We start from the raw sequence: 23,059 nt of genomic DNA on the forward strand, positions 1-23,059 counted from the left end.
CCATTGTGCCTTTGCAAACCCCACTGGATACCGGGAAAACACGCGGAAAAGCACCCCCTGCAACACCCAGGGTGTACCTCTTTCCACGCTCCTTGACGGATATCAAGGCGCTGCGAGGCGCCATCCAGGGCACCCCTGCCTGCATGGGCCCGGCCCACACAGGCGACATCCGTGCCGCAGAGCAGCCCTCAGAACGTACCCTGGTAAGCGCCCCCGTCCGCCAGCACGTTCTGGCCCGTCATGTAGCCCGCCTGCACGCTGCACAGGAAGGCGCAGATGGCACCGAATTCTTCGGCCGTGCCATAGCGACCGGCCGGAATCTGGGCCTGCTGCTGCTTGCGGAATTCCTCCACGCTGGTGCCGGACTTGGCCGCCGCGGTGCCAATGGTGGTGGCCAGCCGGTCGGTGTCGAACTTGCCCGGCAGGAGGTTGTTGATGGTCACGCCGCCTGCGGCCAGCTTGCTGCGCGCGACCCCGGCCACGAAGCCCGTGAGCCCGCTGCGCGCGCCATTGGACAGGCCCAGGATGTCGATGGGTGCCTTCACCGCACTGGAGGTGATGTTGATGATGCGGCCAAAGCCGCGCTGTGCCATGCCGTCCACCGTGGCCTTGATGAGTTCGATGGGGGTCAGCATGTTGGCATCCACGGCCTTGATCCAGGCGTCGCGGTCCCAGTTGCGGAAGTCGCCGGGGGGCGGCCCGCCGGCATTCGTGACCACGATGTCGAAACCCTGCCCGGGTCCACCGGCCGCCGAGAACACGGCGGCGCGGCCCTCGGGCGTGGTGATGTCGGCGGCCACGGCCAGCACCTGCACCTTGCCGGTCGCACCCTGCGCCTGCAGGCGCGACGCCGCCTGGGCCAGCACATCGGCATTGCGCGCATTGATGACGACATGCACGCCCTCGTTCACCAGGGCCTGGGCGCAGCCGAAGCCCAGGCCCTTGCTCGCACCACACACCAACGCCCACTTGCCTGCAATACCCAGATCCATGTCCAACTCCGTGATTCATCGGGAAATGCACACCGCACCCCCGTTCGCCAAATCATAAGTGGACTTGGACCGCCCTGCCCACAACGGGGCACTGCCCCGTGCGCTCAGGCGGCGGGCTTGCGGGCCGGGCGGGTGAAGACAAAGATGCCCGCGACCACCAGCGCCGTGCCGCACGCCACCCACACCGTGAACGGCTCACCGAGGATCCAGATGCCCATCAGGATGGTCGAAAGGGGCCCCACCATGCCGATCTGCGCTGCCATGCCGGCACCGATGCGCTCGATGGCCATCATCACCATGAGCACCGGCACCGCCGTACACAGCGTGGCGTTGAGCACCGACAGCCAGATCACCTCCGGGGCGACCACGGCCGCGGAGAGCGGCCTGAGCACCACGAACTGCAGCAGGCAGCACAGGCAGGCCACGGTGGTCGCCAGACCCACCAGCCGCAGCGCGCCGATGCGCTGGACCATCTCGCCGCTGTAGACCAAGTAGATGGCGTAGCTCACCGCACTCAGGAACACCAGCAGCGCGCCCAGCGCGGCGTTGCTGCCCTGCAGATTGGCCTCGTGGCCGAAGACCAGCACCACGCCGCAGTAGCTCACGAGCATGCCCAGGGCCTGGCCCCAGCGGATGCCGCGGCGGTACAGCAGCCAGCCGAGCATCATCACCAGCGTGGGGTTGAGGTACAGGATCAGGCGCTCCAGGCTGGCACTGATGTAGGCCAGCCCGGCAAAATCCAGAAAGCTGGCCAGGTAGTAGCCGGTGATGCCCAGGCCCGCGATGCCCAGCCAGTCCTTGCGCGACAGCGGCGGCTTGCCGCGGCTGGCCCACCAGCCCATGGCGGCGAAGATGGGCAGCGCGAACAGCATGCGGTACATGATCAGCGTGACCGCATCCACCCCGTGGCGGTAGGCCAGCTTGACGATGATGGCCTTGCCGCTAAAGGCGATCGAACCGAACAGGGCCAGCAGGAAGCCCGAGGCGAGGTGTTGGCTGCCGGCCTTGGCGGCCGAGGGTGGCTGGGGATTCGACAAAGGCTTCTCTCGCGTCAACGGTCGGGCGCCTGCGGTCTGCAGAGGCCTTCGAGCAGCCCGCCAGTGTGGCACGGGAGCAATAACCCGCGCCATCGGTCCTGCGTGCGTGGGCCAGCGCCATCGGCGATGGCTGCCCCCCGCAGGTTCCGGGATCAGTGCTTGCGGAAGATGGAGTGGTGCAGCCGGCGCAGCGACCACCACACCCCCACGGCCACCAGCGGGATCGCCAGGGCCGCCGTGGTCTCGGCCGACAGCGGCCAGCCGAGCTTCTGCGCGCCCTTGGCCAGGTAGCTCACCAGGCCCACGATGTAGTAGGTGATGGCCGCCACCGAGAGGCCTTCCACCGTGGACTGCATCTTGAGCTGCAGGTCCTGGCGGTGGTTCATGGTGGCCAGCAGGGCCTGGCTGCTTTGCTGCTGCTCGATCTCCACGCGCGTGCGCAGCAGGTTGCTCATGCGCGAGACGCGCTGCGACAGGGCATCCTGGCGCCGGGCGGCCCACTCGCAGGTGCTGCGGGCAGGGGTCAGGCGCCGGTCCATGAACTCGCGGATGGTCTGCATGCCCGCCAGGCGCGACTCGGCCACGTCCTGGATGCGCTTGTCCAGCAACTCGAAGTAGGCGCTGCTGGCCGAAAACCGCGAGTGCGTGGCCGCGTACTGGCTTTCCACCTGCCCGGCCAGCCGGGTCAGTCGGTCGAGCAGCGCGGGCTCGGCGTCGCGGTTGGCCGTGCGAATGGCATCGGCCAGCTCGGCCAGTTCGCGCTCGGCAAAGGCCAGCACGCTGGCGGCCTCGCGCGCCGCGGGCAGGCCCAGCAGCGCGGCCATGCGGTAAGTCTCGATCTCCAGCAGGCGCTGCACCAGCCGGCCCAGGCGGCGCGGTGTCATGCCGCCAGCCAGCAGCACCATGCGCGAGAAGCCGTCCGCGTGGATCGCAAAGTCGGTGTACACCTCGCCATGGCCATCGGCCACGGTGGAGGCGACCAGCGTGTCTTCGTGCAGCACGTGCTTGACCAGCGAGCCCGAGCCGAAAGTGTGCGTGGGCAGCACCCACAGGTTCAGGCTGCACAGGCACTGGCCGGGCAAGGCCGCCAGCCATTCCTGGGGCACGGCCTCGGTGGCGCCCACAGGGTCGCGGTCGCCGAAGGCATCGACCTGCGCCGGCACCATGAAGGTCCAGGTCACGAACTCCGTGTGCATTTCCCAGCGCATGCGAAACGCCCCCAGGTCCATGCGCAGATGGGTGGTGTGCGCATCGGGCAAGGCCAGGTGGTGGTTGCGCAGCAGCGCGGCCACGTGGGCCCGGCTGGCCTCGCGCCCGGCGGCGTCCGCCAGCATCACGATGTGGGCAATGGCCAGCGGCGCCGCCATGGCCTCGGGCGGGCGGGCATGGATCTCGTTGTGCAGCAGGGCCCGGTGCGGGTGCTGCAGGAAGCTGGTGGATGTGGGCATGCGCGAAGTTCTGAACCTGTCACGCCATTGTGTACCGGGCCCCTGCAGCGCCTGCACCGCCCACTCGCCAAAAAACAACGGCGCCCGAAGGCGCCGTTGCATCAGCTGTCAAAGCAGGCCGGGGAGGTCACTCCTCGACGAAGGCCTCTTCACGCTTGTTCTTCACCGCAGGCAGCAGCACGATCACGAGCAGCAGGGCGGCAGCCGCCAGCAGGCCGGCCGACAGCGGACGCGTGACGAACACGCTCCAGTCGCCGCGCGACAGCAGCAGCGCACGGCGCAGGTTTTCTTCCATCATCGGGCCCAGGATGAAGCCCAGCAGCAGGGGCGCGGGTTCCGTGCCCAGCTTGTGGAAGATGTAGCCCACCAGGCCGAAGATGCCGACCATCCAGATGTCGAAGGTGTTGTTGTTCGTGGAGTACACGCCAACCGCACAGAACAGCACGATGGAAGGGTACAGCCAGCGGTAGGGCACCGTGAGCAGCTTGATCCAGATGCCGATCAGCGGCAGGTTCAGGATCACCAGCATCGCATTGCCGATCCACATCGAGGCGATCAGGCCCCAGAACAGCTCGGGGTTGCTCGTCATCACCTGGGGACCAGGCTGGATGTTGTGGATGGTCATGGCACCGACCATCAGCGCCATCACGGCGTTGGGAGGGATACCCAGCGTCAGCAGCGGGATGAAGGAGGTCTGCGAACCGGCATTGTTGGCCGACTCTGGAGCGGCCACACCGCGGATGTTACCTTGGCCGAACGGCACTTCGCCGGGCTTGAGCTTGGTCTTCTTCTCGATCGTGTAGGCAGCGAAGGCAGCCAGAAGGGCGCCACCGCCAGGCAGGATACCGAGGGCAGCGCCCAGGAACGTACCGCGCAGCACGGCGGGAATCATGCGCTTGAAGTCTTCCTTGGTGGGGAACAGGCCCTCGACCTTGGCGGTGAACACCTCACGGTCGTCATCGGGGCGCGCGAGGTTGGCGATGATTTCACCGTAACCGAACACGCCCATGGCGATGGTCACGAAGCCGATGCCGTCGGTCAGCTCAGGGATGTCGAAGCTGAAACGGGCCACACCCGAGTTCACGTCGGTACCCACCAGGCCCATCAGCAGGCCCAGCACGATCATGGCCACGGCCTTGAGCAGCGAACCCGAGGCCAGCACCACGGCACCGATCAGGCCCAGCACCATCAGCGAGAAGTATTCGGCGGGGCCGAACTTGAAGGCCACTTCGGTCAGAGGAGGAGCGAAGGCCGCCAGAATCAGCGTACCCACGCAGCCGGCAAAGAACGAGCCCAGGCCCGCCGCCGCAAGCGCCGGCCCCGCTCGGCCCTTTCGCGCCATCTGGTAGCCGTCGATCACGGTCACCACCGAGGACGATTCACCCGGCAGATTGACCAGGATGGCAGTGGTGGAACCACCGTACTGCGCACCGTAGTAGATACCGGCGAGCATGATCAGCGCTGCCACGGGAGGCAGTGCGTAGGTGGCCGGCAGCAGCATGGCGATGGTGGCCACAGGGCCGATGCCAGGCAGCACGCCGATCAGCGTACCCAAGAGGCAGCCGACAAAACAGTAGATCAGGTTCTGAAAGGTGAACGCTACGCCGAAGCCCAGCGACAGGTTGTTGATCAATTCCATGGTGTGGGTGCTCCTGGCTTAACCGGAAATGAAACTGGGCCACACCGGGAACTGAAGCTTCAGCGCCCAGACGAATGCCACGTAGCTGCCCACGGCCAGCACGGTGGCAAGAACGAACACGTCGCGCGCCTTGAATTCGTTGCCGGCCAGGCTGGAGATGAAGGTCAGCGCATAGATGCCGACGATCAGGCCCATCGCCGGGATCCCCAGGCTGGGCAGGCCGCCCAGCAGGATGCCGAAGGTGAAGTTGGCAGCCAGGATGAAGAACAGCGGCTTCCAGGCCCACTTGCCGATCTTGTCACCGTCCACCGTTTCGACGGTGGTGGCCTTGAAGGTGATCACTGCACCGATGATGGCCAGCAGGATACCGAGCAGCAGGGGGAAGTAGCCGGGGCCCATGCGGGCGCCGTTGCCGACGTTGTACGTGGTGGCTCCCCACGCAAACGCGACCCCGATACCCATGAACATGAGGCCGGAAAAAAAGTCTTTCTGACTTTTGATTTGCAAGATATGTCTCCTATGCGGATTTCACAACCGTGCGATTGTGCTGGCAACAGGAGGCTCGCCGGATGTGGATTCCACCTACACCCGGTAACACTCGGGACCGCGCGTTTTCCCTCTGTACGACGCGCGAAAATCAGTCCATGGGCGGCGTTGCGGACATCACTTCCTCGATGGTGGTGACGCCCTCCGCCACGCGCAGCGCACCGGCCAGACGCAGCGGCCGCATGCCATCGGCGATGGCCTGGCGGCGCAGCGCCTCCATCGACGGCGCGGTGGTGATCTTGTCCTTGAGCGCCTCGCTCACGGTGAGCAGTTCATACAGCCCCATGCGGCCCTGGAAGCCGGTCATGCGGCAATCCACGCAACCCACGGCCTTGTAGGGCTGGTAGGCACCGCTGAGCTTCCACGGCTTGATGAAGGCGCTGAGCGCCTCGCGGTCGGCCGACTCGTCCTTTTGCTTGCACTGCTTGCAGAAGGTACGCACCAGGCGCTGCGCGAGCACGCCCAGCAGCGTGGCGTTGATGAGGTAGGACGGCACCCCGAGCTCCATCATGCGGGTGATGGCCGAGGGCGCATCGTTGGTGTGCAGCGTGGAGAACACCAGGTGGCCCGTGAGCGCGGCCTGGATGGCCATCTCGGCCGTCTCCAGGTCGCGGATTTCACCGACCATGATGATGTCCGGGTCCTGGCGCATCAGCGCGCGCAGGCCCTCGGCGAAATTGAAGTCGAGCTGCGGCTGTACCTGGGTCTGGTTGAAGCTCGGCTCGATCATTTCGATCGGGTCCTCCACCGTGCTCACGTTGACCTCTTCCGTGGCCACGCGCTTGAGCGTGGAGTACAGCGTGGTGGTCTTGCCCGAGCCCGTGGGCCCGGTCACCAGGATGATGCCGTGCGGGCGCTTGACCAGCGCCTCCCAGCGCGCCGCGTCGTGCTGCGCAAAGCCCAGCGCGTCGAGGTCCTTGACGGTGTTGTCGGGGTCGAAGATCCGCATCACCATCTTCTCGCCGAAGGCCGTGGGCAGCGTGGACAAACGCATTTCCACCTCGTCGCCGCGCTGGTTGCGGGTCTTGATGCGGCCGTCCTGCGGGCGGCGCTTTTCCACCACGTCGATGCGGCCGAGCAACTTGATGCGCGAGATCATCGCGTTGTGTACGCCCATGGGCATCTGGTAGACGGGGTGCAGCACGCCGTCGATGCGAAAGCGGATCACGCCTTGCTCGCGCCGCGGCTCCAGATGGATGTCGCTGGCACGCTGGTCGAAGGCGTATTGCCAGAGCCAGTCCACCACCTTGACCACGCCCTGGTCGTTGGCGTCGAGCTGCTTGTTGCTGCGCCCCAGCTCCACCAGTTGCTCGAAGCTGCTGCCGCCCGATGCCCCCCCGCCTTCTGCGCCGCACGCACCGACTTGGCGAGCGCGAAGAACTCGGCCGTGAAGCGGTGGATGTCCTGCGGGTTGGCCACCACGCGGCGCACCGTGCGCCTCGCCTGGCGCTCGACCTCGGCCACCCAGTCGTCGACGAAGGGCTCGGCCGTGGCCACCACCACCTCCTTGGCCGTCACCTGCACGGGCAGCACCTTGTGGCGCTCGGCATAGGTGGCGCTCATGGTGTCGGCCACCCGGCCCACGTCCACCCGGAGCGGGTCGATGCGCATGTACGGCAGGCCGGAGCGCTGCGCCAGGTACTCGGTGAGCAGCTCGATGTCCAGCGGCTTGCCATCAGAGGCGCGCGTCATGGCCACCGCAGCCAGGCGGACCAGGGCCGGCTGCGAGCTCTCGGCCTGCGAGCAGCGGGCAATCGTGCGCTGCGCCTCCTCCTGGGAGATCACACCATCGGCGCTCAGCCAATCGACCATGCGGCGCCAGTCCACGGGGCCGATGTGCTTGACCGGTTGGATGGCCGCCTTGGCGACGGGGACGGGGGGGGTGAGGGTGGTGCTCATGTCTGCGGACCTCTCAGAGGGTATGGACGGGGCATGGACGAAAGATTCTCAACCTCTCAGGCAACCGGCTTGAAAACGCGCATCCACTTGGTGGTAGGCAGGCCCCAGCGCTCCTGGATGGCTTCGGCCCGGGCAGCCAGTTCGGCGCGCTTGGGCCGCGTGGGCGTGCGCTGGGCCAGCACCACGGTATTGCCTTCGCGCGTGGGCTTGAAGGCCCACAGCGCGTCTTCGCCAAAGGCGCTGGCCATGCTCTTGAGGCTCTTGTCGTAGCTGGAGGAGCGGCCGAACAGGTTCACGGTCATGCTGCCATCCTCGGACAGCAGGGCCCGGCAGTCGGCGTAGAAGTCGGGGCTGTCGAGCACGGGCGCGGCCGCGTCGTGGTCGTACAGGTCCACGGCGAGCGCATCGACGGTGCCCAGCCACATGGGGTTCTGGATCTCCTTGGCCGCATCGGCCAGCACCACGCGCAGCTTGGGGCCGTCGGGCGGCAGCTTGAACCACTGGCGGCACACGGCCACCACCTGCGGGTTGAGCTCGATGGCCGTGGCGCACAGGCGCAGCTTCTTGTGGCAGAACTTGGTGATGGCGCCCGCCCCCAGGCCCAGTTGCATGGCGTGGCGCTTGCTCACGGAGGCCGGCTCGACGAAGAGCAGCCAGGCCATCATGCGCTGCACGTATTCGAGCTCCAGCGCAAAGGGTTCGTCCACGCGCATGGAGCCCTGGATCCAGGGCGTGCCCAGATGCAGGTGGCGCACTTCGCCATCGTCGGAGACGCTGACTTCGGGCAGTTCGGCGGTGCTGGTCTTCTTGCGGGTCATTCAGGTCAGTTGGTAGCGGGCCATCAGTTCGGCCCACGCGTTCAGTTTGCGCTCGAAGCTCCAGGAGGCATTGGCCGGGCTGGTGGATGGCAGTTTGTACACCGGCACGCCCAGTGCCGCGGTGCGCGCTGCGTGCTTGTAGCTTTCGCCCCCATTGTGGGCGATGGCGGCCAGGCGCGGCGCCACGGCGCGCAGCGCCGCAAAATCGTTCACCACGGCGTGGCGGATGTCGGCGTCCAGGCTGCCCTCGCGCTCGCAGCTGGCATACACGTCCCACAGGCCCAGGCCGCGCGCCAGCAGCCACTCGCAACGCTCGGCATAGCTGGCAGGCCCCGGTAGGGGGTGCTGCGGCCAGAGCGCCTGCAGGATGCGCCAGAAGTGGTTCTGCGGGTGCCCATAGTACTGCTGCGCACGCAGCGAGGCGGCACCGGGAAAGCTGCCCAGCACCAGCACAACGGTGCTGGCGGACACCACGGCGGGCAGTCCCACCAGGCGGGAGGCGGGGTCGTCCAATGGGGTGGTGGGGGCGGTCGGGAGCATGCGGCGAGGGGTTCGGGGCAGGGTCGCCCGGTTACTATCAAATATATAGCTCAAACCCGAGAGCGACTGTCAAGAATCGGTAAAAGACGGTGACGGCGCCTGCCCGGCCCGCAGCAGGGGTGCCAGGCGTGGCAGGGCCGCCAGCGCGTTGGCCGTGGAGGCCTCGGCCAGCGCCTGCACCGGCATGCCGCGCAGCCCGGCCACCACCTCGCCGATGCGCGGCAGCTCTCCCGGGGTGTTGCGCCCCTGGGGCCGGCCCGCCTCGCGCTCGGCGGCGGTGGTGTAGAGCCAGTGCGGCGGGATGTCGGGAGAATCGGTCTCCATCACCAGGCATGCGAGCGGCAGCTCGGTGGCCAGGCGGCGCAGCTGCAGGGCCCTGTCGTAGGTGACCGCCCCGCCGAAACCCAGCTTGAAGCCCAGGTCCACGAAGGCCTGGGCCTGCTGCGCGCTGCCGTTGAAGGCGTGGGCAATGCCCGACAGGCCCTGGACCTCGCGCAAACCCTTGAGCAGCCGGTCGGCCGAGCGGCGCACATGCAGGATCACCGGCAGCCCGAAGCGCCGCGCCAGCTTGAGCTGCTCGCGGTAGAAGTGCTCCTGGCGGGCCGGATCCAGGCCCGGGACGAAGTAGTCGAGCCCGATCTCGCCCACAGCGACCAGGCGCGGGTCGTCCCGGTGCTGCGCCAGCGCCTGGGCCAGCAGTTCCAGGTCGCCATCCGCGGCATTTCCGGTGTACAGGGGATGGATGCCCAGGGCGTAGCTGTCCCCATGCTGGTGCGCGAGCCTGCGCACATCGTTCCAGTTGGCACGCTCCACCGCGGGCAGTACGCAATGCCCTACGCCGGCCTGGCGGGCCTGCTCCCGCACGGCATCCACGTCGGGCGCCAGCTCTGGCGCATCCAGGTGGCAATGGGTATCGATCCAGAAGCTCATTCACACATGATGCACGATGGATGAAGCCCCAGGCTATGCACACGGGCGTGATCCGTGCTACTGTGAAACCATGCACCGCGCCATGGTGTACCGGAAGGTGACAGGATGCCCAGACCCACTGTCTACAGCAGCTCCCGCCCCGCCCGCCGCCCTGCCGGGGCCGCGGCCCCGAGCGACGCTGCGCCCTCGGAACCGGTAGCCCCGGTGGCGCCAGCCACCAGCCAGCCCGCCGGCAGGCCCCAGACGATCAGCCTTTCGCGCCGCAACCTCTACGCACTGTGGGGCGCCCTGCTGGTGCTGGCGGCCCTGCTCGTCACCAGCGTGTGGCTGAACCAGCGCACCGCGCCCCGCAAGCTCACCCAGGAAGACATCGACCAGGCGGTGCTGCGCACGCTGGAAACCACCACCCTGCCCTCGGCGGCGGCACGCGCCGTGGAGACCATCGCCCCCTCGGTGGTGCGCGTGGTGGGCTTCGGGCGCAGCAAGAACGGCAAGGACGAGGTCGAGCGCGGCGTGGGCACGGGCGTGGTGATCGTCGACAAGGGCGTGATCCTTACCAACCTGCATGTGGTGCAGGGGTCCGACCGCATCCAGCTGACCTTCCACGACGGGCTGCAGACCACGGCCACCATCACCGGCGTGCAGCCCGAGAACGACCTGGCCGTGCTCCAGGCCCACAAGGTACCCGACGACCTGGAGGCCGCCTCCCTGCGCTCCACCAACGACCTGCGCCCCGGTGACCAGGTCGCCGTCGTGGGATTTCCCTTCGGCATTGGGCCGTCGGCCTCGGCCGGCGTGATCTCGGGCCTGGGGCGCCAGTTCACCTCGCCCGAGGGCAAGCGCGAGCTCGGCAACCTGATCCAGTTCGACGCAGCGGCCAACCCCGGCAACTCGGGCGGCCCGCTGGTCACCATGGACGGCGAGGTGGTGGGCATCGTCACCGCCATCCTGAACCCGACACCGGCACGCACCTTCATCGGCATCGGCTTTGCCGTGCCCATCGAGAACGCGGCTTCGGCCGTGGGCATGTCACCGTTCTGACGCCATTTCACCCCCTACCCTCGCAAGGAGTCCCATGGAACCGACCCCGCTGCCTTCTGCATCGAACGCCGCCACCGCCACGCTGATGGAGCAGGTGCTCTACGAAGTCAAGCGCGTCGTGGTGGGGCAGGACCGCTTTCTGGAGCGCGTGATGGTGGCCACGCTGGCCCAGGGCCACCTGCTGGTCGAAGGCGTTCCGGGCCTGGCCAAGACGCTCACCGTGAAGACCCTGGCCAGCACCATCCAGGGCAGCTTCAAGCGCATCCAGTTCACACCCGACCTGGTGCCTGCCGACCTGGTGGGCACGCGCATGTACAACCAGAAGACGGGCGAGTTCAGCACCTCGCTGGGCCCGGTGTTCACGCACCTGCTGCTGGCTGACGAAATCAACCGCGCCCCCGCCAAGGTGCAGAGCGCGCTGCTCGAAGTGATGCAGGAGCGCCAGGTGACGATTGCCGGCGAAACGCACAAGGTGCCCTCGCCCTTCCTGGTCATGGCCACGCAGAACCCGATCGAGACCGAAGGCACCTACGCCCTGCCCGAGGCCCAGGTGGACCGCTTCATGATGAAGGTGCTGATCGACTACCCCACCGAGGAGGAAGAGTTCGTGATCGCCCAGCGCGCACTCGACAAGCCGGTGCAGGTGCTGCCCGTGGCCACCACGGCCCAGTTGGCGGCGCTGCAGGCAGAATGCCGCACGGTGTATGTGGACCCGTCGATGCTGCAGTACGCCGTGAAGCTGGTGGCCGCCACGCGCGCGCCGGCCCGTCATGACCTCAAGGACCTGGCCCCCTTCATTGCCTGCGGCGCCAGCCCACGCGCCACCATCTGCCTGGCCGAAGGCGCCCAGGCCCTGGCCATGCTGCGCGGGCGCAGCTACGTGCTGCCCGAGGACATGACCGACCTGGCGGCCGACGTGCTGCGCCACCGGCTGTCGCTGTCGTACGAAGCGCTGTCCGAGGGCCTGGACGCCGATGCACTGATCGCGCGCATCATGGCCAAGGTGCCCGCCCCTGCCAAACCCTTGCACCATGAGCAAAAAGCCGCCTGACACTGCAGCCAACGCCGCGCGCGCGCTGCCCACCCTGCCCGGCCAGGCCGACCGCCTGCTGCGGCAGTTGGAGTGGAGCGTCATCCGCCGGCTCGACGGGCTGCTGCAGGGCGACTACCGCACGCTGATGCGCGGTGCCGGCCTCGATCTGGCGGACCTGCGCGAATACCAGCCGCACGACGACGTGCGCCACATCGACTGGAACGTGACGGCGCGCCTGAACACCCCGCACGTGCGGGTGTTCACCGAAGACCGCGAAATGTCCGCGTGGTTCCTGCTGGACCTGAGCCCTTCGGTCAACTTCGGCCCCCAGGGCAACGCCAAGCGCGACATCCTGACCGGCTTCGTGGCCGTGCTCTCGCGCCTGCTCACGCGCCACGGCAACCGCGTGGGCGCCATGCTCTATGGCGCAGGCGGTGCCGACACGCGCGCCGTGGACACCGTGCTGCCCCCGCGCAGCGGCCGCGCCCACGTGCTGCACCTGGTACACCAGTTGCTCAAGCCCGCACCCCAGCTGCAATCGGGTGGTACCGAACTGCACCTGCTGCTGCAGGGCGCTTTAGGCACCTTGCGCCGCCGTTCCACGGTGTTCGTGGTGTCCGACTTCATCAGCGCCCCGGGCTGGGAAAAGCCGCTGGCCCAGTTGGCCCGCCGGCACGACGTGGTGAGCGTGCGCCTGCTCGATCCACTGGAGCTGGAACTGCCCGACGTGGGCCTGGTCACGCTGCGCGATGCCGAAAGCGGCGAGCAGCTGCAGGTGGACACGCACGACAGCGGCTTTCGCCACCGCTTCGCACGCCTGGCGGCGCAGCGCGAAGCCGTGCTGCGCGAGGGCCTGGCCAAGGCCGGTGCGGACACGCTGGAGCTGCGCACCGACGACGACCTCGTGGATGCGCTGCTGCGCTTCATGGACCTGCGCCAGCGCCGCGTGCGGCCTGCAGGCCACCCCTCGTTCCAATGGACGGCCCCGCAGGCCGCCGCCTGACAAACACAGGACACGCCACCATGGTCTTTCTCTGGCCCTCCCTGCTCTGGCTGCTGCTGGCCGTGCCGCTGCTGGTCCTGCTGTACTGGTGGCTGCTGCACCGGCGCAAGAAAACGGCGCTGAGCTACTCCAGCCTGTCGCTGGTGCGCGAAGCCATGGGCCCGGCGCAGCACCTGCGCCGGCACATTCCGCCCTTCCTCTTCCTGCTCGCACTGGTTGCCCTGCTGCTGGCAGCCGCCAGGCCGCTGGCGGTGATCACCCTGCCCTCACAGGACCAGACCATCATGCTGGCCATGGACGTCTCGGGCAGCATGCGCGCCACCGACGTGCAGCCCGACCGCATCACCGCGGCACAGGACGCAGCCAAGGCCTTCATCGCCGAGCTGCCACGCCACGTGCGCGTGGGCATTGTGGCGTTTGCGGGCAGCGCCCAGCTGGCGCAGTTGCCCACGCAAAGCCGTGACGACCTGGTCAAGGCCATCGACAGCTTCCAGCTGCAGCGTGGCACGGCCACGGGCAACGGCATCATGCTCTCGCTGGCCACCATCTTTCCCGATGCCGGCATCGACATCTCGGCACTGGGCGGGCGCCAGGCGATGAAGCCACGCCCCCTGGAAGAACTCAACAAGCAGGACCCCGCCAAGCCCTTTACCCCCGTGGCCCCGGGCTCCTACAACTCGGCCGCCATCATCATGTTGACCGATGGCCAGCGCACCACCGGTGTCGACCCGCTCGAAGCCGCCAAGTGGGCCGCCGACCGGGGCGTGCGCGTGTACACCGTGGGCGTGGGCACGCTGCAGGGCGAGACCATCGGTTTCGAGGGCTGGTCGATGCGCGTGCGGCTGGACGAAGAGACCCTGAAGGCCGTGGCCACCCGCACCGCGGCCGAATACTTCCACGCGGCCACGGCGGCCGACCTGAAGAAGGTCTACGAGACGCTGAGCTCGCGCCTCACGGTGGAGAAGAAGGAAACCGAGATCTCGGCATTGCTGGCGCTGATCGGCGCGGCCCTGGCCATCATGGCGGCGGGCCTGTCGGTCTGGTGGTACGGGCGGGTGATGTAGGGGCGGACGTCAGCCCCCCTTGAACTGGCCCCGGCCGGAGCGCTTGGCCAAGTAGAGCTGGTCGTCCGCACGGGCCATGAGGTCGGCCCAGCCCCTGGCCGCGTCCGTGCCCAGGGCCAGCCCCGCGCTGGCACCCACCGCAAGGCGCAGATCGCCGACTTCGAATGGCGTGTGCGCCGCCTCCAGGATCTTGCCGGCCACGGCTTCGGCATGGGCCGGCTCCCGCACGCCGGCCAGCACCACGGCGAATTCGTCGCCGCCCAGCCGGGCCACCGCATCGGTGGGCCGCACCAGCGCCAGCAGGCGCTGCCCGAAAGCCTGCAGCAACTGGTCGCCCACGGGATGGCCATGCTGGTCGTTCACCGGCTTGAAATGGTCCAGGTCGATGTACAGCAAGGCCAGCAGGGAGCCCTCCACCGCCAGGTCTTTCTGCCCTACATAGGCCTGCAGACCTGCGCGGTTGAGCAAGCCGGTCAACGGATCGTGCTGCGCCAGCGCCAGCAGCCGACCGGCCTCCTGGCGGTAGCTGGTGACGTCCTGGGCCATGGACACAAAGCCATCGACCGCACCCGGTTCGGACCACAGCGGAATGAGGTGGATGGTGACGTGGCCCGCCGGCACGCGCTGTGGAAAATCCTTGTCGAAGGTGAGCGTCTCGCCGCCAAGCACCTTCTCCACCATGGGCTTGCTGCGCGCGTACTCTGCGGCCCCGAGGAATTCTTCCATGGTGCGGCCCAGTATCTGCTCGCGCGGCACACGGTGCCAGCGCTCGAAGGCGCTGTTGACGAACTGGTAGCGCTCGTCCGGCCCCACCACCGCCACCAGCGAAGGCAGCGCCTCGGTGATGGAGCGCAGCGTGGCGGTCTGCTTGAGCAGGGCCGCGCGCGCCTGCGCCGCCTCGGAGATGTCGCGCATGATGGCCGAGAAATGCTGGATGCGCCCCTCCCCATCGCGGTGGGCAATCACCATGTGGCTCACCGGCACCACGCGCTGCTGGGCGGCGTACACCGTGGTCTCACCGACCCACATGCCATGGGCCCTGACCACCGGCAAAATGGCCTGCACGTACAGCACATTGGTCTCGGGTGTGTTGAACTCCGTGAACATGTGGGCGCCGACGTCTTCGTCGGGTGCAAAGCCGAGGGCCCGCCGCGCTGCAGGGTTCATGTAGCTGACCCGGCCCTTGAGGTCGGTCTGCACCACGAAGTCGGAGGTGTGCTCGAGGATGGCCGTGAGCACGCGCAGGCCGCGCTCGGCCGCCGCGCGCTGGGTGATGTCCACGCCCGTGGAAAAGAAGCCCCGCACCCGGCCATCGTCGGAGACGTCGGGCACCAGCTGGCTCTCGATGCGGTACACAACACCGTCGCGCACTTCATCGCGCTCGTAGCTTTGGGCGGTGCCCGCCAGCACCCGCTGAACCCGCTGCACCGACTCGGGCGATGCGGGTTCCCCGAGCAACTCTTCGCGCGTGCGACCGATGACCTCCTCGCGGCCCAGGCCAAAGCGCTGGCATTGCGCCTGGTTGACAAAGCGAAAGCGCAGCTCCCGGTCCACGTAGGCGATGCGGATCGGCAGGCCGTCCGTGACCAGCCGCACGAAACGCTCGCTGTCGGCCAGTTGCTGCGCCATGCGCCGGCGCTCGGTCACGTCCTGGAAGGCCCCGAACAGGCGCACCACGGCGCTGCCCTCGTGTTCCGCCTCGCCCACCGAGCGCACCCAGATGCGGCGCCCGGTGGCCGTCACCAGGGGCACCTCCAGGTCCCACGAGGCCCCCGTCGCGGTGGCCTGGCGCACGGCCGCCGACATGGTGCGCTGCGCGTCGGGCGTGTAGAAGTCGAGGGCATTGTCCACGGTGGGCGTGAAGTCCGCGGGCACCTCGTGGATGCGCCGCGTCTCGGCGGACCAGGAGACACGGCGGCTGCGCAGATCGAGCTCCCAGCCACCCACGCGTGCCACGTGGCCCGTGCGCTCCAGCAACTGCTGGCTGGCCAGCAGCGCGCGTTCGGCCGCCTTCTGGGCCGTGATGTCGCGCCCCACCGAATGCAGGTAGGGCCGGTGCTCGCTGTCGCGCAGGAAGCTGTTGGTCCAGGCCATCCAGCGCTCCGCGCCATCGGCGCTGAGCATGCGGTTCTCCCCCTGGGTGGTGCCCTCGGTGCGAAAGACCTCGGCAATGCGCGAGCGCACCGCATCGCGGTCGGCCGCATCGACGTACGAGAACAGGTCCTTGCCCACCATATCGCCGGGCTCCAGACCGAAATGGCGCGCGTAGGCCGGGTTGACGTAGAACACCTCGCCGTGCGGCCAGGCCAGCGACACCATCTCGGTCTGCGCCTCGACCATGGTGCGGTAGCGCAACTCGCTTTCGGACAGGGCTTTTTCGTACTCCTGGCGCACCGAGAACGCGCGCGCGATCAGGTCGCGGCGCATGTCCAGCGCCTGCGACACCATGGTCGACAGCGAGCGCAATGTGGCCCGCTGCTGCTCGTTGAGTTCGCGCGCCTGGCGGTCGATGACGCACAGGGTGCCCACGCGGTCGCCATCCTCGCTGGCATGCAAGGGGGCGCCAGCGTAAAAGCGGATGTCGGGCGCACCAGTGACCAGGGGATTGCGCGCAAAGCGCGCGTCCAGCGTGGCGTCATGCACTTCCATGAGCTCGTCCGAGGCAATGGCATGCGCGCAGAACGCCACGTCGCGCGGCGTCTCGTTGACACCGGGCAGACCGAAACTCGCCTTGAACCACTGGCGTTCGGCATCGACCAGGCTGATGAGCGCGATCGGCACGCCGCAGACCTCGGCAGCCATGCGGGCGATGGAGTCGAACAGCGGCTCGGCGGGGGAGTCCAGCACCATGAGGGCGCGCAGAGCCTCCAGCCTGCGCACTTCATCGGAGGGTATGGATGCCGGAACCGTCATCGGGCGAATCTCCTGGGGCCAACAGCGAGCATCTTAAGGCGGGTTCACGCCCATGCGAGCCATTCCATGCCACTGCGGTGTGATTCGATGGTAACCAGCAGTTCCTGCACCCTGCCGGCCACCGGGCGGGCGGGCCAGTGCCTCAGCCGAGCTTGCCCAGCACCAGGTGCACCACGCGGTCGCAGCGCGCGGCCAGCGATTCGTCGTGCGTGACCATCACGAAGGCCGTGCCCTGCTCGCGCGCCAGCTGCAGCATGAGCGCGAAGACACCATCCGCCGTATTGCGGTCCAGGTTGCCCGTCGGCTCGTCGGCCAGCACGCAGGCTGGGCGCGTGACCAGGGCGCGCGCAATGGCCACGCGCTGGCGCTCGCCGCCCGACAGTTCGGCGGGGCGGTGGTGCAGGCGCTCCTTGAGACCCACCGACGCCAGCACGCGCGCTGCCTCCTCGCGGCATTGCTCCTGCGGCATGCGGCGGATGCGCAGCGGCATGGCCACGTTGTCCAGCGCGGTGAACTCGGGCAGCAGGTGGTGGAACTGGTAGATGAAGCCCAGGTGCTGGTTGCGCATGCGGCCCTGCTGCTCGGGCGACAGCGCCGACAGCTGCTGCCCCTTGAGGCGCACGCTGCCGGCCGTGGGCGCATCCAGGCCGCCCAGCAGGTGCAGCATGGTGCTCTTTCCCGAGCCCGACGCGCCGACGATGGCCAGGGTTTCGCCCGCATGCACCTGCAGGTCCACGCCGTGCAGCACGGTCACGTCCAGCCGGCCTTCGGTGAAGCGCTTGGTCAGGCCCTGGGCCTGCAGCACGACCTCGCCACGGGCGGGCGGCGCAGCGGGGAGGGATGCGGCGGATGGAGCGTTGTTCTTATTCATAGCGAAGCGCCTCGGCGGGGTTCACACGGCTGGCGCGCCAGCTGGGGTACAGGGTGGCCACGAAGGCCAGCACCAGGGAAATGACGGCGATGGGCACGATGTCCGAGCTTTGCGGCTCGCTGGGCATCTTGCTGATGAGGTAGATGTCCTTGGGCAGGAAGCTCGCGTTGAGCGCATGCTCGATGGCCGGCACGATGACGTCGATGTTGAAGGCGATGACCAGACCCAGCGCCAGGCCGGCCAGGGTGCCGATCACGCCTACCATGGCCCCCTGCACGACGAAAACGCCCATGATGCTTTTCGGGCTGGCGCCCAGCGTGCGCAGGATGGCAATGTCGGCACGCTTGTCGGTCACCGTCATCACCAGGGTGGAGACGAGGTTGAAGGCCGCCACCGCCACGATGAGGGTGAGGATGATGAACATCATGCGTTTTTCGAGCTGCACGGCGGCGAACCATGTGCGGTTCTGCTGCGTCCAGTCGCGGACCACCAGCCCACCGCTCACGGTGCCCGCCAGCTCGGCGGCCACGACGCGCGCCTGGTGCACGTCCTTGAGCTTCAGGCGGATGCCCGTGGGGGATTCGAGGCGGAAGATGCGCTGTGCGTCCTCGTGGTGCAACAGCACCAGGGCCGAGTCGTATTCGTAGTGGCCTGAATCGAAGGTGCCAGCCACCGTCATCTGCTTGAGGCGCGGCACCACACCGGCCGGGGTGACCTGGCCAGCGGGCGCGATCAGCGTCACCACATCACCCGCGCGCACGCCCAGGGACCGTGCCAGTTCGCCCCCCAGTACCACGCGGAACTCACCGGGCACCAGGAGCTTGAGCGTCTTCTCGTTGCCCGAAGCCAGGTCCGTCACCGAGCTTTCGAGCGCCGGGTCGATGCCGCGCACCAGCGCGCCACGCATGTCCTGGCCGCGCGAGAGCAGCGCCTGGGCCGAGACAAAGGGCGCGGCCCCGGTCACGTTCGGATTGCGCCTGACCTCGGCCAGGGTGGTGGCCACGTCCGGCAGCGGCGCACCCTGGGGTGCCAGGATCTCGATGTGCGAGACCACGCTGAGCATGCGGTCGCGCACCTCGCGCTGAAAGCCGTTCATCACCGACAGCACGATGATCAGCGCCGCCACACCGAGGGCGATGCCCAGCATGGACACACCCGAGATGAACGAGATGAAGCCATCGCGCCGCGTGGCACGGCCTGCGCGGGTGTAGCGCCAGCCCAGGGCCAGTTCGTAGGGGATTTGCATAGCTAGTTCAGGCCGCGCTCATTCATAGCGCAGTGCTTCTGCGGGGTTCACGCGGCTGGCGCGCCAGCTCGGGTACAGGGTGGCCACGAAGGCCAGCGCCAGCGAGATCAGGGCGATGGGCACGATATCGGTGCCCTGCGGTTCGCTGGGCATGCGGTCGATCAGGTAGATGTCCTTGGGCAGGAAGGCGGCACCCAGCGCCTTCTCGATGGCCGGCACGATCACGTCGATGTTGTAGGCGATGGAGAGGCCCAGGGCCAGGCCGGCCAGGGTGCCGATCACGCCTACCATGGCGCCCTGCACCACGAAGACGGTCATGATGCTTTTCGGGCTGGCGCCCAGCGTGCGCAGGATGGCGATGTCGGCGCGCTTGTCATTGACCGTCATCACCAGCGTGGAGACGAGGTTGAAGGCTGCCACGGCGACGATCAGCGCCAGGATGATGAACATCATGCGCTTTTGCAGGCGCACGGCCTCGAACCAGGTGCGGTTCTGCTGGGTCCAGTCGCGCAGCAGCAGGTCGCCGCTCACGCTGCGTGCCAGCTGGTAGGCGACGGCGTTGGCCTGGTCCAGGTCCTGCAGCTTGAGGCCGACGCCCGTCGGCCCGCGCAGGCCGAAGGTGGCCATGGCGTCTGCCTGGTGCATCCAGACCAGGGTGGAGTCGTACTGGAAATGGCCCGAATCCACCGTGCCGGCTACGGTGAGCGGCTGGTAGCGCGGGCCGCCCTGGCTGCCACCGCCGCCCTGGCCGGCGGGTACCACCAGGGTCGCCGCATCGCCCGCCTTGACCCCGAGCGATTTGGCCAGCTCGCTGCCCAGCACCACGCGGAACTGCCCGGGCACCAGGGTGGCCAGCACCTCGGCATTCGATGCCGCCAGCGAGGTCACCGAGCCCTCCAGCGCCGGATCGATGCCGCGCACCAGGGCCCCCTTCATGTCGTCGCCATGGGCGATCAGGGCCTGGGCGGCCACGTAGGGGGCGGCACCGGTGACGGCCGGGTTCAGGCGCACTTCGGCGATGGTGCGGGCTGCATCCTGCATGGCGGCGCCCTGGGGCGCGAAGACCTCGATGTGGGCGACCACGCCCAGCATGCGCTCGCGCACCTCCTTCTGGAAGCCGTTCATGACGCTGAGCACCACAATCAGCGCCGCCACGCCCAGGGCGATGCCCAGCATGGACGCACCGGAGATGAAGGAAATGAAGCCGTTGCGCCGCGTGGCCCGGCCGGAGCGGGTGTAGCGCAGGCCCAGGGCCAGTTCGTAGGGAAGTTGCATTGTAAAAAAAGTGCCTGCCCGCGTGGGATAGCGGAGCCCGGCGGAAGCGATTGTGGCATCCCGGACAATAGGGGGATGTCGGACATCCCCCATTTGCTCATCCCCTACGCCGCCAGCGCCTCCGAGGGGTGCCGGCAAACGCTGGCCAGCCTGCCCCTGCCGCACCTGGACCGCCTGCTGGCACGGCTCGCGGCCGACCCGGCGCATTCCAGCACGGCCGAGGAGACCAGCTTCTCCGCCCCCCATGAGCGCGCCCTGGCCCAGGCCCTGGGTCTGCCGGCCGAGGACGGGCGCACGCCCTGGGCCGCCTGGTACCGCCTGCAACAGGGCCAGCCCACGGACGGCCGGGCCTGGGCCTTCTTCGCCCCCTGCCTGTGGCAGGTGACCACCGACCACATCACGCTGCGCGACCCCGAAACCCTGGGCCTCACCGAAGCATCCTCGCGCGCGCTGCTGGCCATCGTCTCACCCTGGTTCGCCGAGGACGGCATCCACCTGCACTACGACCAACCCACCCGCTGGCTGGCCGAAGGCCCGCTGTTCGCCGACCTGGCCACCGCCTCGCTCGACCGCGTGCTGCTGCGCGACGTGCGCGCCTGGATGCCCGATGCCGCGAAAGCCCGCACCCTGCACCGCCTGAACAGCGAGATGCAGATGCTGCTGTACACCCATGCCTTCAACGACGAGCGGGCCGAGCGCGGCCTGCCCATGGTCAACTCCTTCTGGATGCATGGCGCAGGCGCCCTGCCGGCCTCGGTGGCCGCACCCTCACCCGGGCCGCAGATGCCCCTGGCCCTGCGCGATGCCGCGCTGCGTGAGGACTGGCGCGCCTGGGCGGCCGCGTGGACCGCGCTGGATGCAGGCCCGCTGGCCGATCTGCTGCGCCAGGCCGAGCAGGGCGCCGCCGTGCGCCTGACCCTGTGCGGCGAACGCGCCGCGCTGGCTTTCCACACCGCCCCACGCGGCCTGGTGCAGCGCATCAAGGCCTGCTTCCAGCCCACCCGTTTTGCCCAGGTGGCACCCCAATTATGAAAATCACGGCCAGAGACATTCCCCCGCGTGCCGCCTGGGCGCTGGAGCAGGCCGGCGTACACCCGCTGCTCGCGCGCCTGTACGCCGCGCGCGGGGTGCGCGACAAGGAAGAGCTGAACGAAGACCTGAACCGGCTGCTCCCGCCTGCCGGGCTCATGGGCATCCAGCAGGCGGCCACGCTGCTGGCCGATGCCATGGCCCGCGACCTGCGCCTGTGCGTGGTCGCCGACTACGACTGCGATGGCGCCACCGCCTGCGCCGTGGCCGTGCGCGGCCTGCGCCTGCTGGGCGCAAAGCACGTGGACTACCTGGTGCCCGACCGCGTGACCGACGGCTACGGCCTGACGCCGCCGATCGCCCGCCGCGTGAAGGAGCGCGGCGCCGACGTGTTGATCACCGTGGACAACGGCATCGCCAGCGTCGAGGGCGTGGCCGAGGCCAAGGCCCTGGGCCTGCAGGTGCTGGTGACCGACCACCACCTGCCCGGCCCCGAGCTGCCCGCGGCCGATGCCATGGTCAACCCCAACCAGCCCGGCTGCAGCTTCGAGAGCAAGTCCCTGGCCGGCGTGGGCGTGATGTTCTACGTGCTCATGGAACTGCGCTCGGAGCTGCGCAAGCGGGGCGTGTTCGACATTGCCAGCCAGCCCAAGCTCGACCCGCTGCTCACGCTGGTGGCCCTGGGCACCGTGGCCGACGTGGTGCGCCTGGACGCGAACAACCGCCGCCTGGTGGCCCAGGGCCTGCGGCGCATCCGCGCGGGCACCATGCCGGCCGGCGTGGCCGCGCTGTTCACGGCGGCGGGCCGCAAAGCCCCGGTGGCCACGACCTTCGACTTCGGTTTTGCACTGGGCCCACGCATCAACGCTGCCGGCCGCCTGGCGGACATGACGCTGGGCATCGAATGCCTGCTCACCGACGACGCGGGCCGCGCCAGCCACCTGGCCGGCCAGCTGGACACCATCAACCGCGAGCGCCGCGAGATCGAGGGCGGCATGCGCGAACAGGCCATGCTGATGGCCGAGAACCTGTTCGACGAGAGCGAAGACCCGCCGCCGGCCATCAGCGTCTTCGACCCCGAATTCCACGAAGGCGTGGTCGGCATCGTCGCCTCGCGCATCAAGGACAAGCTGCACCGCCCGACCTTCGTCTTCGCGGCCAGCAGCGCACCGGGCAAGGAGCACGAGCTCAAGGGCTCGGGCCGCTCCATCCCCGGGTTTCACCTGCGCGATGCGCTCGACCTGGTGGCCAAGCGCCACCCCGGCGTGCTGCTCAAGTTCGGCGGCCATGCCATGGCGGCCGGCTGCACCGTGGCCGCAGAGGCCTTCGACACCTTCGAGCAGGCCCTGTCCCAGGTGGCGCAGGAATGGCTCGACGCCTCGACGCTCACGCGCCGCATCGAAACCGATGGACCGCTGGCCCCCGAGTACTGCCACGCCGACCTGGTGGACACCCTGCACCGCGAGGTCTGGGGCCAGGGTTTTGCGCCGCCGACCTTCAGCGAAGAGGTGCAGGTGGTGAGCCAGCGCCTGGTGGGCGAGGGCAAGAACCACCTGTCCATCAAGCTCATGCACCAGGGCAACCCGGTCGACGCGATCTGGTTCGGCCACACCGGGCAGCTGCCGGCCCGCGTGCTGCTGGCCTTTCGCCTGGATGTCAACGAATGGCGCGGCGAGCGCAAGGTGCAGTTCCTGGTGGAGGGCGCCGAGCTCTGATGCCCCCCGCGCCCGCCAAC

The 23,059-nt window shown here is 68.5% G+C and carries 18 protein-coding genes and 1 pseudogene; 6 read left to right on the forward strand and 13 right to left on the reverse strand.

Translation table 11 applies throughout. The annotated features are described in order from the left end of the window. Positions 1–188 precede the first annotated feature (188 nt). From AC0IZS_RS02335 to AC0IZS_RS02375, 9 genes and pseudogenes are all read right to left on the reverse strand, one after another. Positions 189–992, reverse strand: a complete 804-nt coding sequence (locus AC0IZS_RS02335) for an SDR family oxidoreductase (RefSeq protein WP_471634170.1) — start codon at positions 990–992, stop codon at positions 189–191. A gap of 104 nt (positions 993–1,096) precedes the next feature. Further along, the gene (locus tag AC0IZS_RS02340; RefSeq protein WP_471634171.1) at positions 1,097–2,029 is read right to left on the reverse strand and encodes a DMT family transporter; all 933 of its coding nucleotides are present in this window, start codon (positions 2,027–2,029) and stop codon (positions 1,097–1,099) included. A gap of 152 nt (positions 2,030–2,181) precedes the next feature. Further along, entirely contained in the window at positions 2,182–3,477 is a 1,296-nt protein-coding gene (locus tag AC0IZS_RS02345) for a DUF3422 family protein (RefSeq protein WP_471634172.1), read from the reverse strand. A 127-nt stretch (positions 3,478–3,604) separates the two neighbouring features. Beyond that, positions 3,605–5,116: a tripartite tricarboxylate transporter permease gene (locus tag AC0IZS_RS02350; RefSeq protein WP_471634173.1), complete on the reverse strand. Its 1,512-nt coding sequence runs from the start codon at positions 5,114–5,116 to the stop codon at positions 3,605–3,607. Positions 5,117–5,134: 18 nt separating this feature from the next. After that, a complete protein-coding gene (locus tag AC0IZS_RS02355; RefSeq protein ID WP_471634174.1) occupies positions 5,135–5,623 on the reverse strand; it encodes a tripartite tricarboxylate transporter TctB family protein in 489 nt (162 codons plus the stop codon). Between the two features lie 130 nt (positions 5,624–5,753). Continuing rightward, positions 5,754–7,561 (reverse strand): annotated as a pseudogene (gene tfpB, locus AC0IZS_RS02360) (type IV pilus assembly ATPase TfpB). Between the two features lie 56 nt (positions 7,562–7,617). Next, on the reverse strand, positions 7,618–8,379 hold the full coding sequence (locus tag AC0IZS_RS02365) for a class I SAM-dependent methyltransferase (protein ID WP_471634175.1): 762 nt from the start codon (positions 8,377–8,379) through the stop codon (positions 7,618–7,620). Continuing rightward, the gene (locus AC0IZS_RS02370) at positions 8,380–8,919 is read right to left on the reverse strand and encodes a DNA-deoxyinosine glycosylase (RefSeq protein WP_471634176.1); all 540 of its coding nucleotides are present in this window, start codon (positions 8,917–8,919) and stop codon (positions 8,380–8,382) included. Positions 8,920–8,988: 69 nt separating this feature from the next. After that, the gene (locus tag AC0IZS_RS02375; protein ID WP_471634177.1) at positions 8,989–9,849 is read right to left on the reverse strand and encodes a TatD family hydrolase; all 861 of its coding nucleotides are present in this window, start codon (positions 9,847–9,849) and stop codon (positions 8,989–8,991) included. Positions 9,850–9,954: 105 nt separating this feature from the next. On the opposite strand from AC0IZS_RS02375, the gene AC0IZS_RS02380 reads away from it, so the two are divergent. The 4 genes from AC0IZS_RS02380 to AC0IZS_RS02395 are packed head-to-tail and all read left to right on the forward strand — an operon-like array spanning position 9,955 to position 13,990. Next, complete coding sequence (locus tag AC0IZS_RS02380; RefSeq protein ID WP_471634178.1) at positions 9,955–10,890, forward strand: S1C family serine protease; 936 nt, start codon at positions 9,955–9,957, stop codon at positions 10,888–10,890. Positions 10,891–10,924: 34 nt separating this feature from the next. After that, complete coding sequence (locus AC0IZS_RS02385) at positions 10,925–11,941, forward strand: AAA family ATPase (protein WP_471634179.1); 1,017 nt, start codon at positions 10,925–10,927, stop codon at positions 11,939–11,941. After that, positions 11,922–12,926 carry a DUF58 domain-containing protein gene (locus AC0IZS_RS02390; RefSeq protein ID WP_471634180.1) on the forward strand — a complete coding sequence of 335 codons (1,005 nt, stop codon included), beginning with the start codon at positions 11,922–11,924 and terminating at the stop codon, positions 12,924–12,926. The genes AC0IZS_RS02385 and AC0IZS_RS02390 overlap by 20 nt, the downstream gene beginning before the upstream one ends. A gap of 20 nt (positions 12,927–12,946) precedes the next feature. Further along, a complete protein-coding gene (locus AC0IZS_RS02395) occupies positions 12,947–13,990 on the forward strand; it encodes a VWA domain-containing protein (protein ID WP_471634181.1) in 1,044 nt (347 codons plus the stop codon). Between the two features lie 9 nt (positions 13,991–13,999). Here the strand turns inward: AC0IZS_RS02395 and AC0IZS_RS02400 are convergent, their stop codons facing one another. The 4 genes from AC0IZS_RS02400 to AC0IZS_RS02415 all read right to left on the reverse strand — a co-directional run bounded on the left by AC0IZS_RS02400 (position 14,000) and on the right by AC0IZS_RS02415 (position 20,295). After that, positions 14,000–16,903, reverse strand: a complete 2,904-nt coding sequence (locus tag AC0IZS_RS02400; protein ID WP_471634182.1) for a sensor domain-containing diguanylate cyclase — start codon at positions 16,901–16,903, stop codon at positions 14,000–14,002. Between the two features lie 142 nt (positions 16,904–17,045). After that, positions 17,046–17,774 (reverse strand): lipoprotein-releasing ABC transporter ATP-binding protein LolD, encoded by a 729-nt coding sequence (lolD, locus tag AC0IZS_RS02405; protein WP_179681755.1) that lies wholly within the window; start codon positions 17,772–17,774, stop codon positions 17,046–17,048. Further along, positions 17,767–19,020 (reverse strand): lipoprotein-releasing ABC transporter permease subunit, encoded by a 1,254-nt coding sequence (locus AC0IZS_RS02410; protein WP_471634183.1) that lies wholly within the window; start codon positions 19,018–19,020, stop codon positions 17,767–17,769. The genes lolD and AC0IZS_RS02410 overlap by 8 nt, the downstream gene beginning before the upstream one ends. Positions 19,021–19,038: 18 nt before the next feature. After that, on the reverse strand, positions 19,039–20,295 hold the full coding sequence (locus tag AC0IZS_RS02415; protein ID WP_471634184.1) for a lipoprotein-releasing ABC transporter permease subunit: 1,257 nt from the start codon (positions 20,293–20,295) through the stop codon (positions 19,039–19,041). 75 nt (positions 20,296–20,370) lie between these two features. On the opposite strand from AC0IZS_RS02415, the gene AC0IZS_RS02420 reads away from it, so the two are divergent. Both AC0IZS_RS02420 and recJ read left to right on the forward strand, forming a co-directional pair. Next, a complete protein-coding gene (locus AC0IZS_RS02420) occupies positions 20,371–21,327 on the forward strand; it encodes a phosphoglycerate mutase (protein ID WP_471634185.1) in 957 nt (318 codons plus the stop codon). Continuing rightward, complete coding sequence (gene recJ, locus AC0IZS_RS02425) at positions 21,324–23,039, forward strand: single-stranded-DNA-specific exonuclease RecJ (RefSeq protein WP_471634186.1); 1,716 nt, start codon at positions 21,324–21,326, stop codon at positions 23,037–23,039. The genes AC0IZS_RS02420 and recJ overlap by 4 nt, the downstream gene beginning before the upstream one ends. Positions 23,040–23,059: the final 20 nt, after the last annotated feature.

It is taken from the genome of Acidovorax sp. AC410 (genome assembly GCF_979253235.1).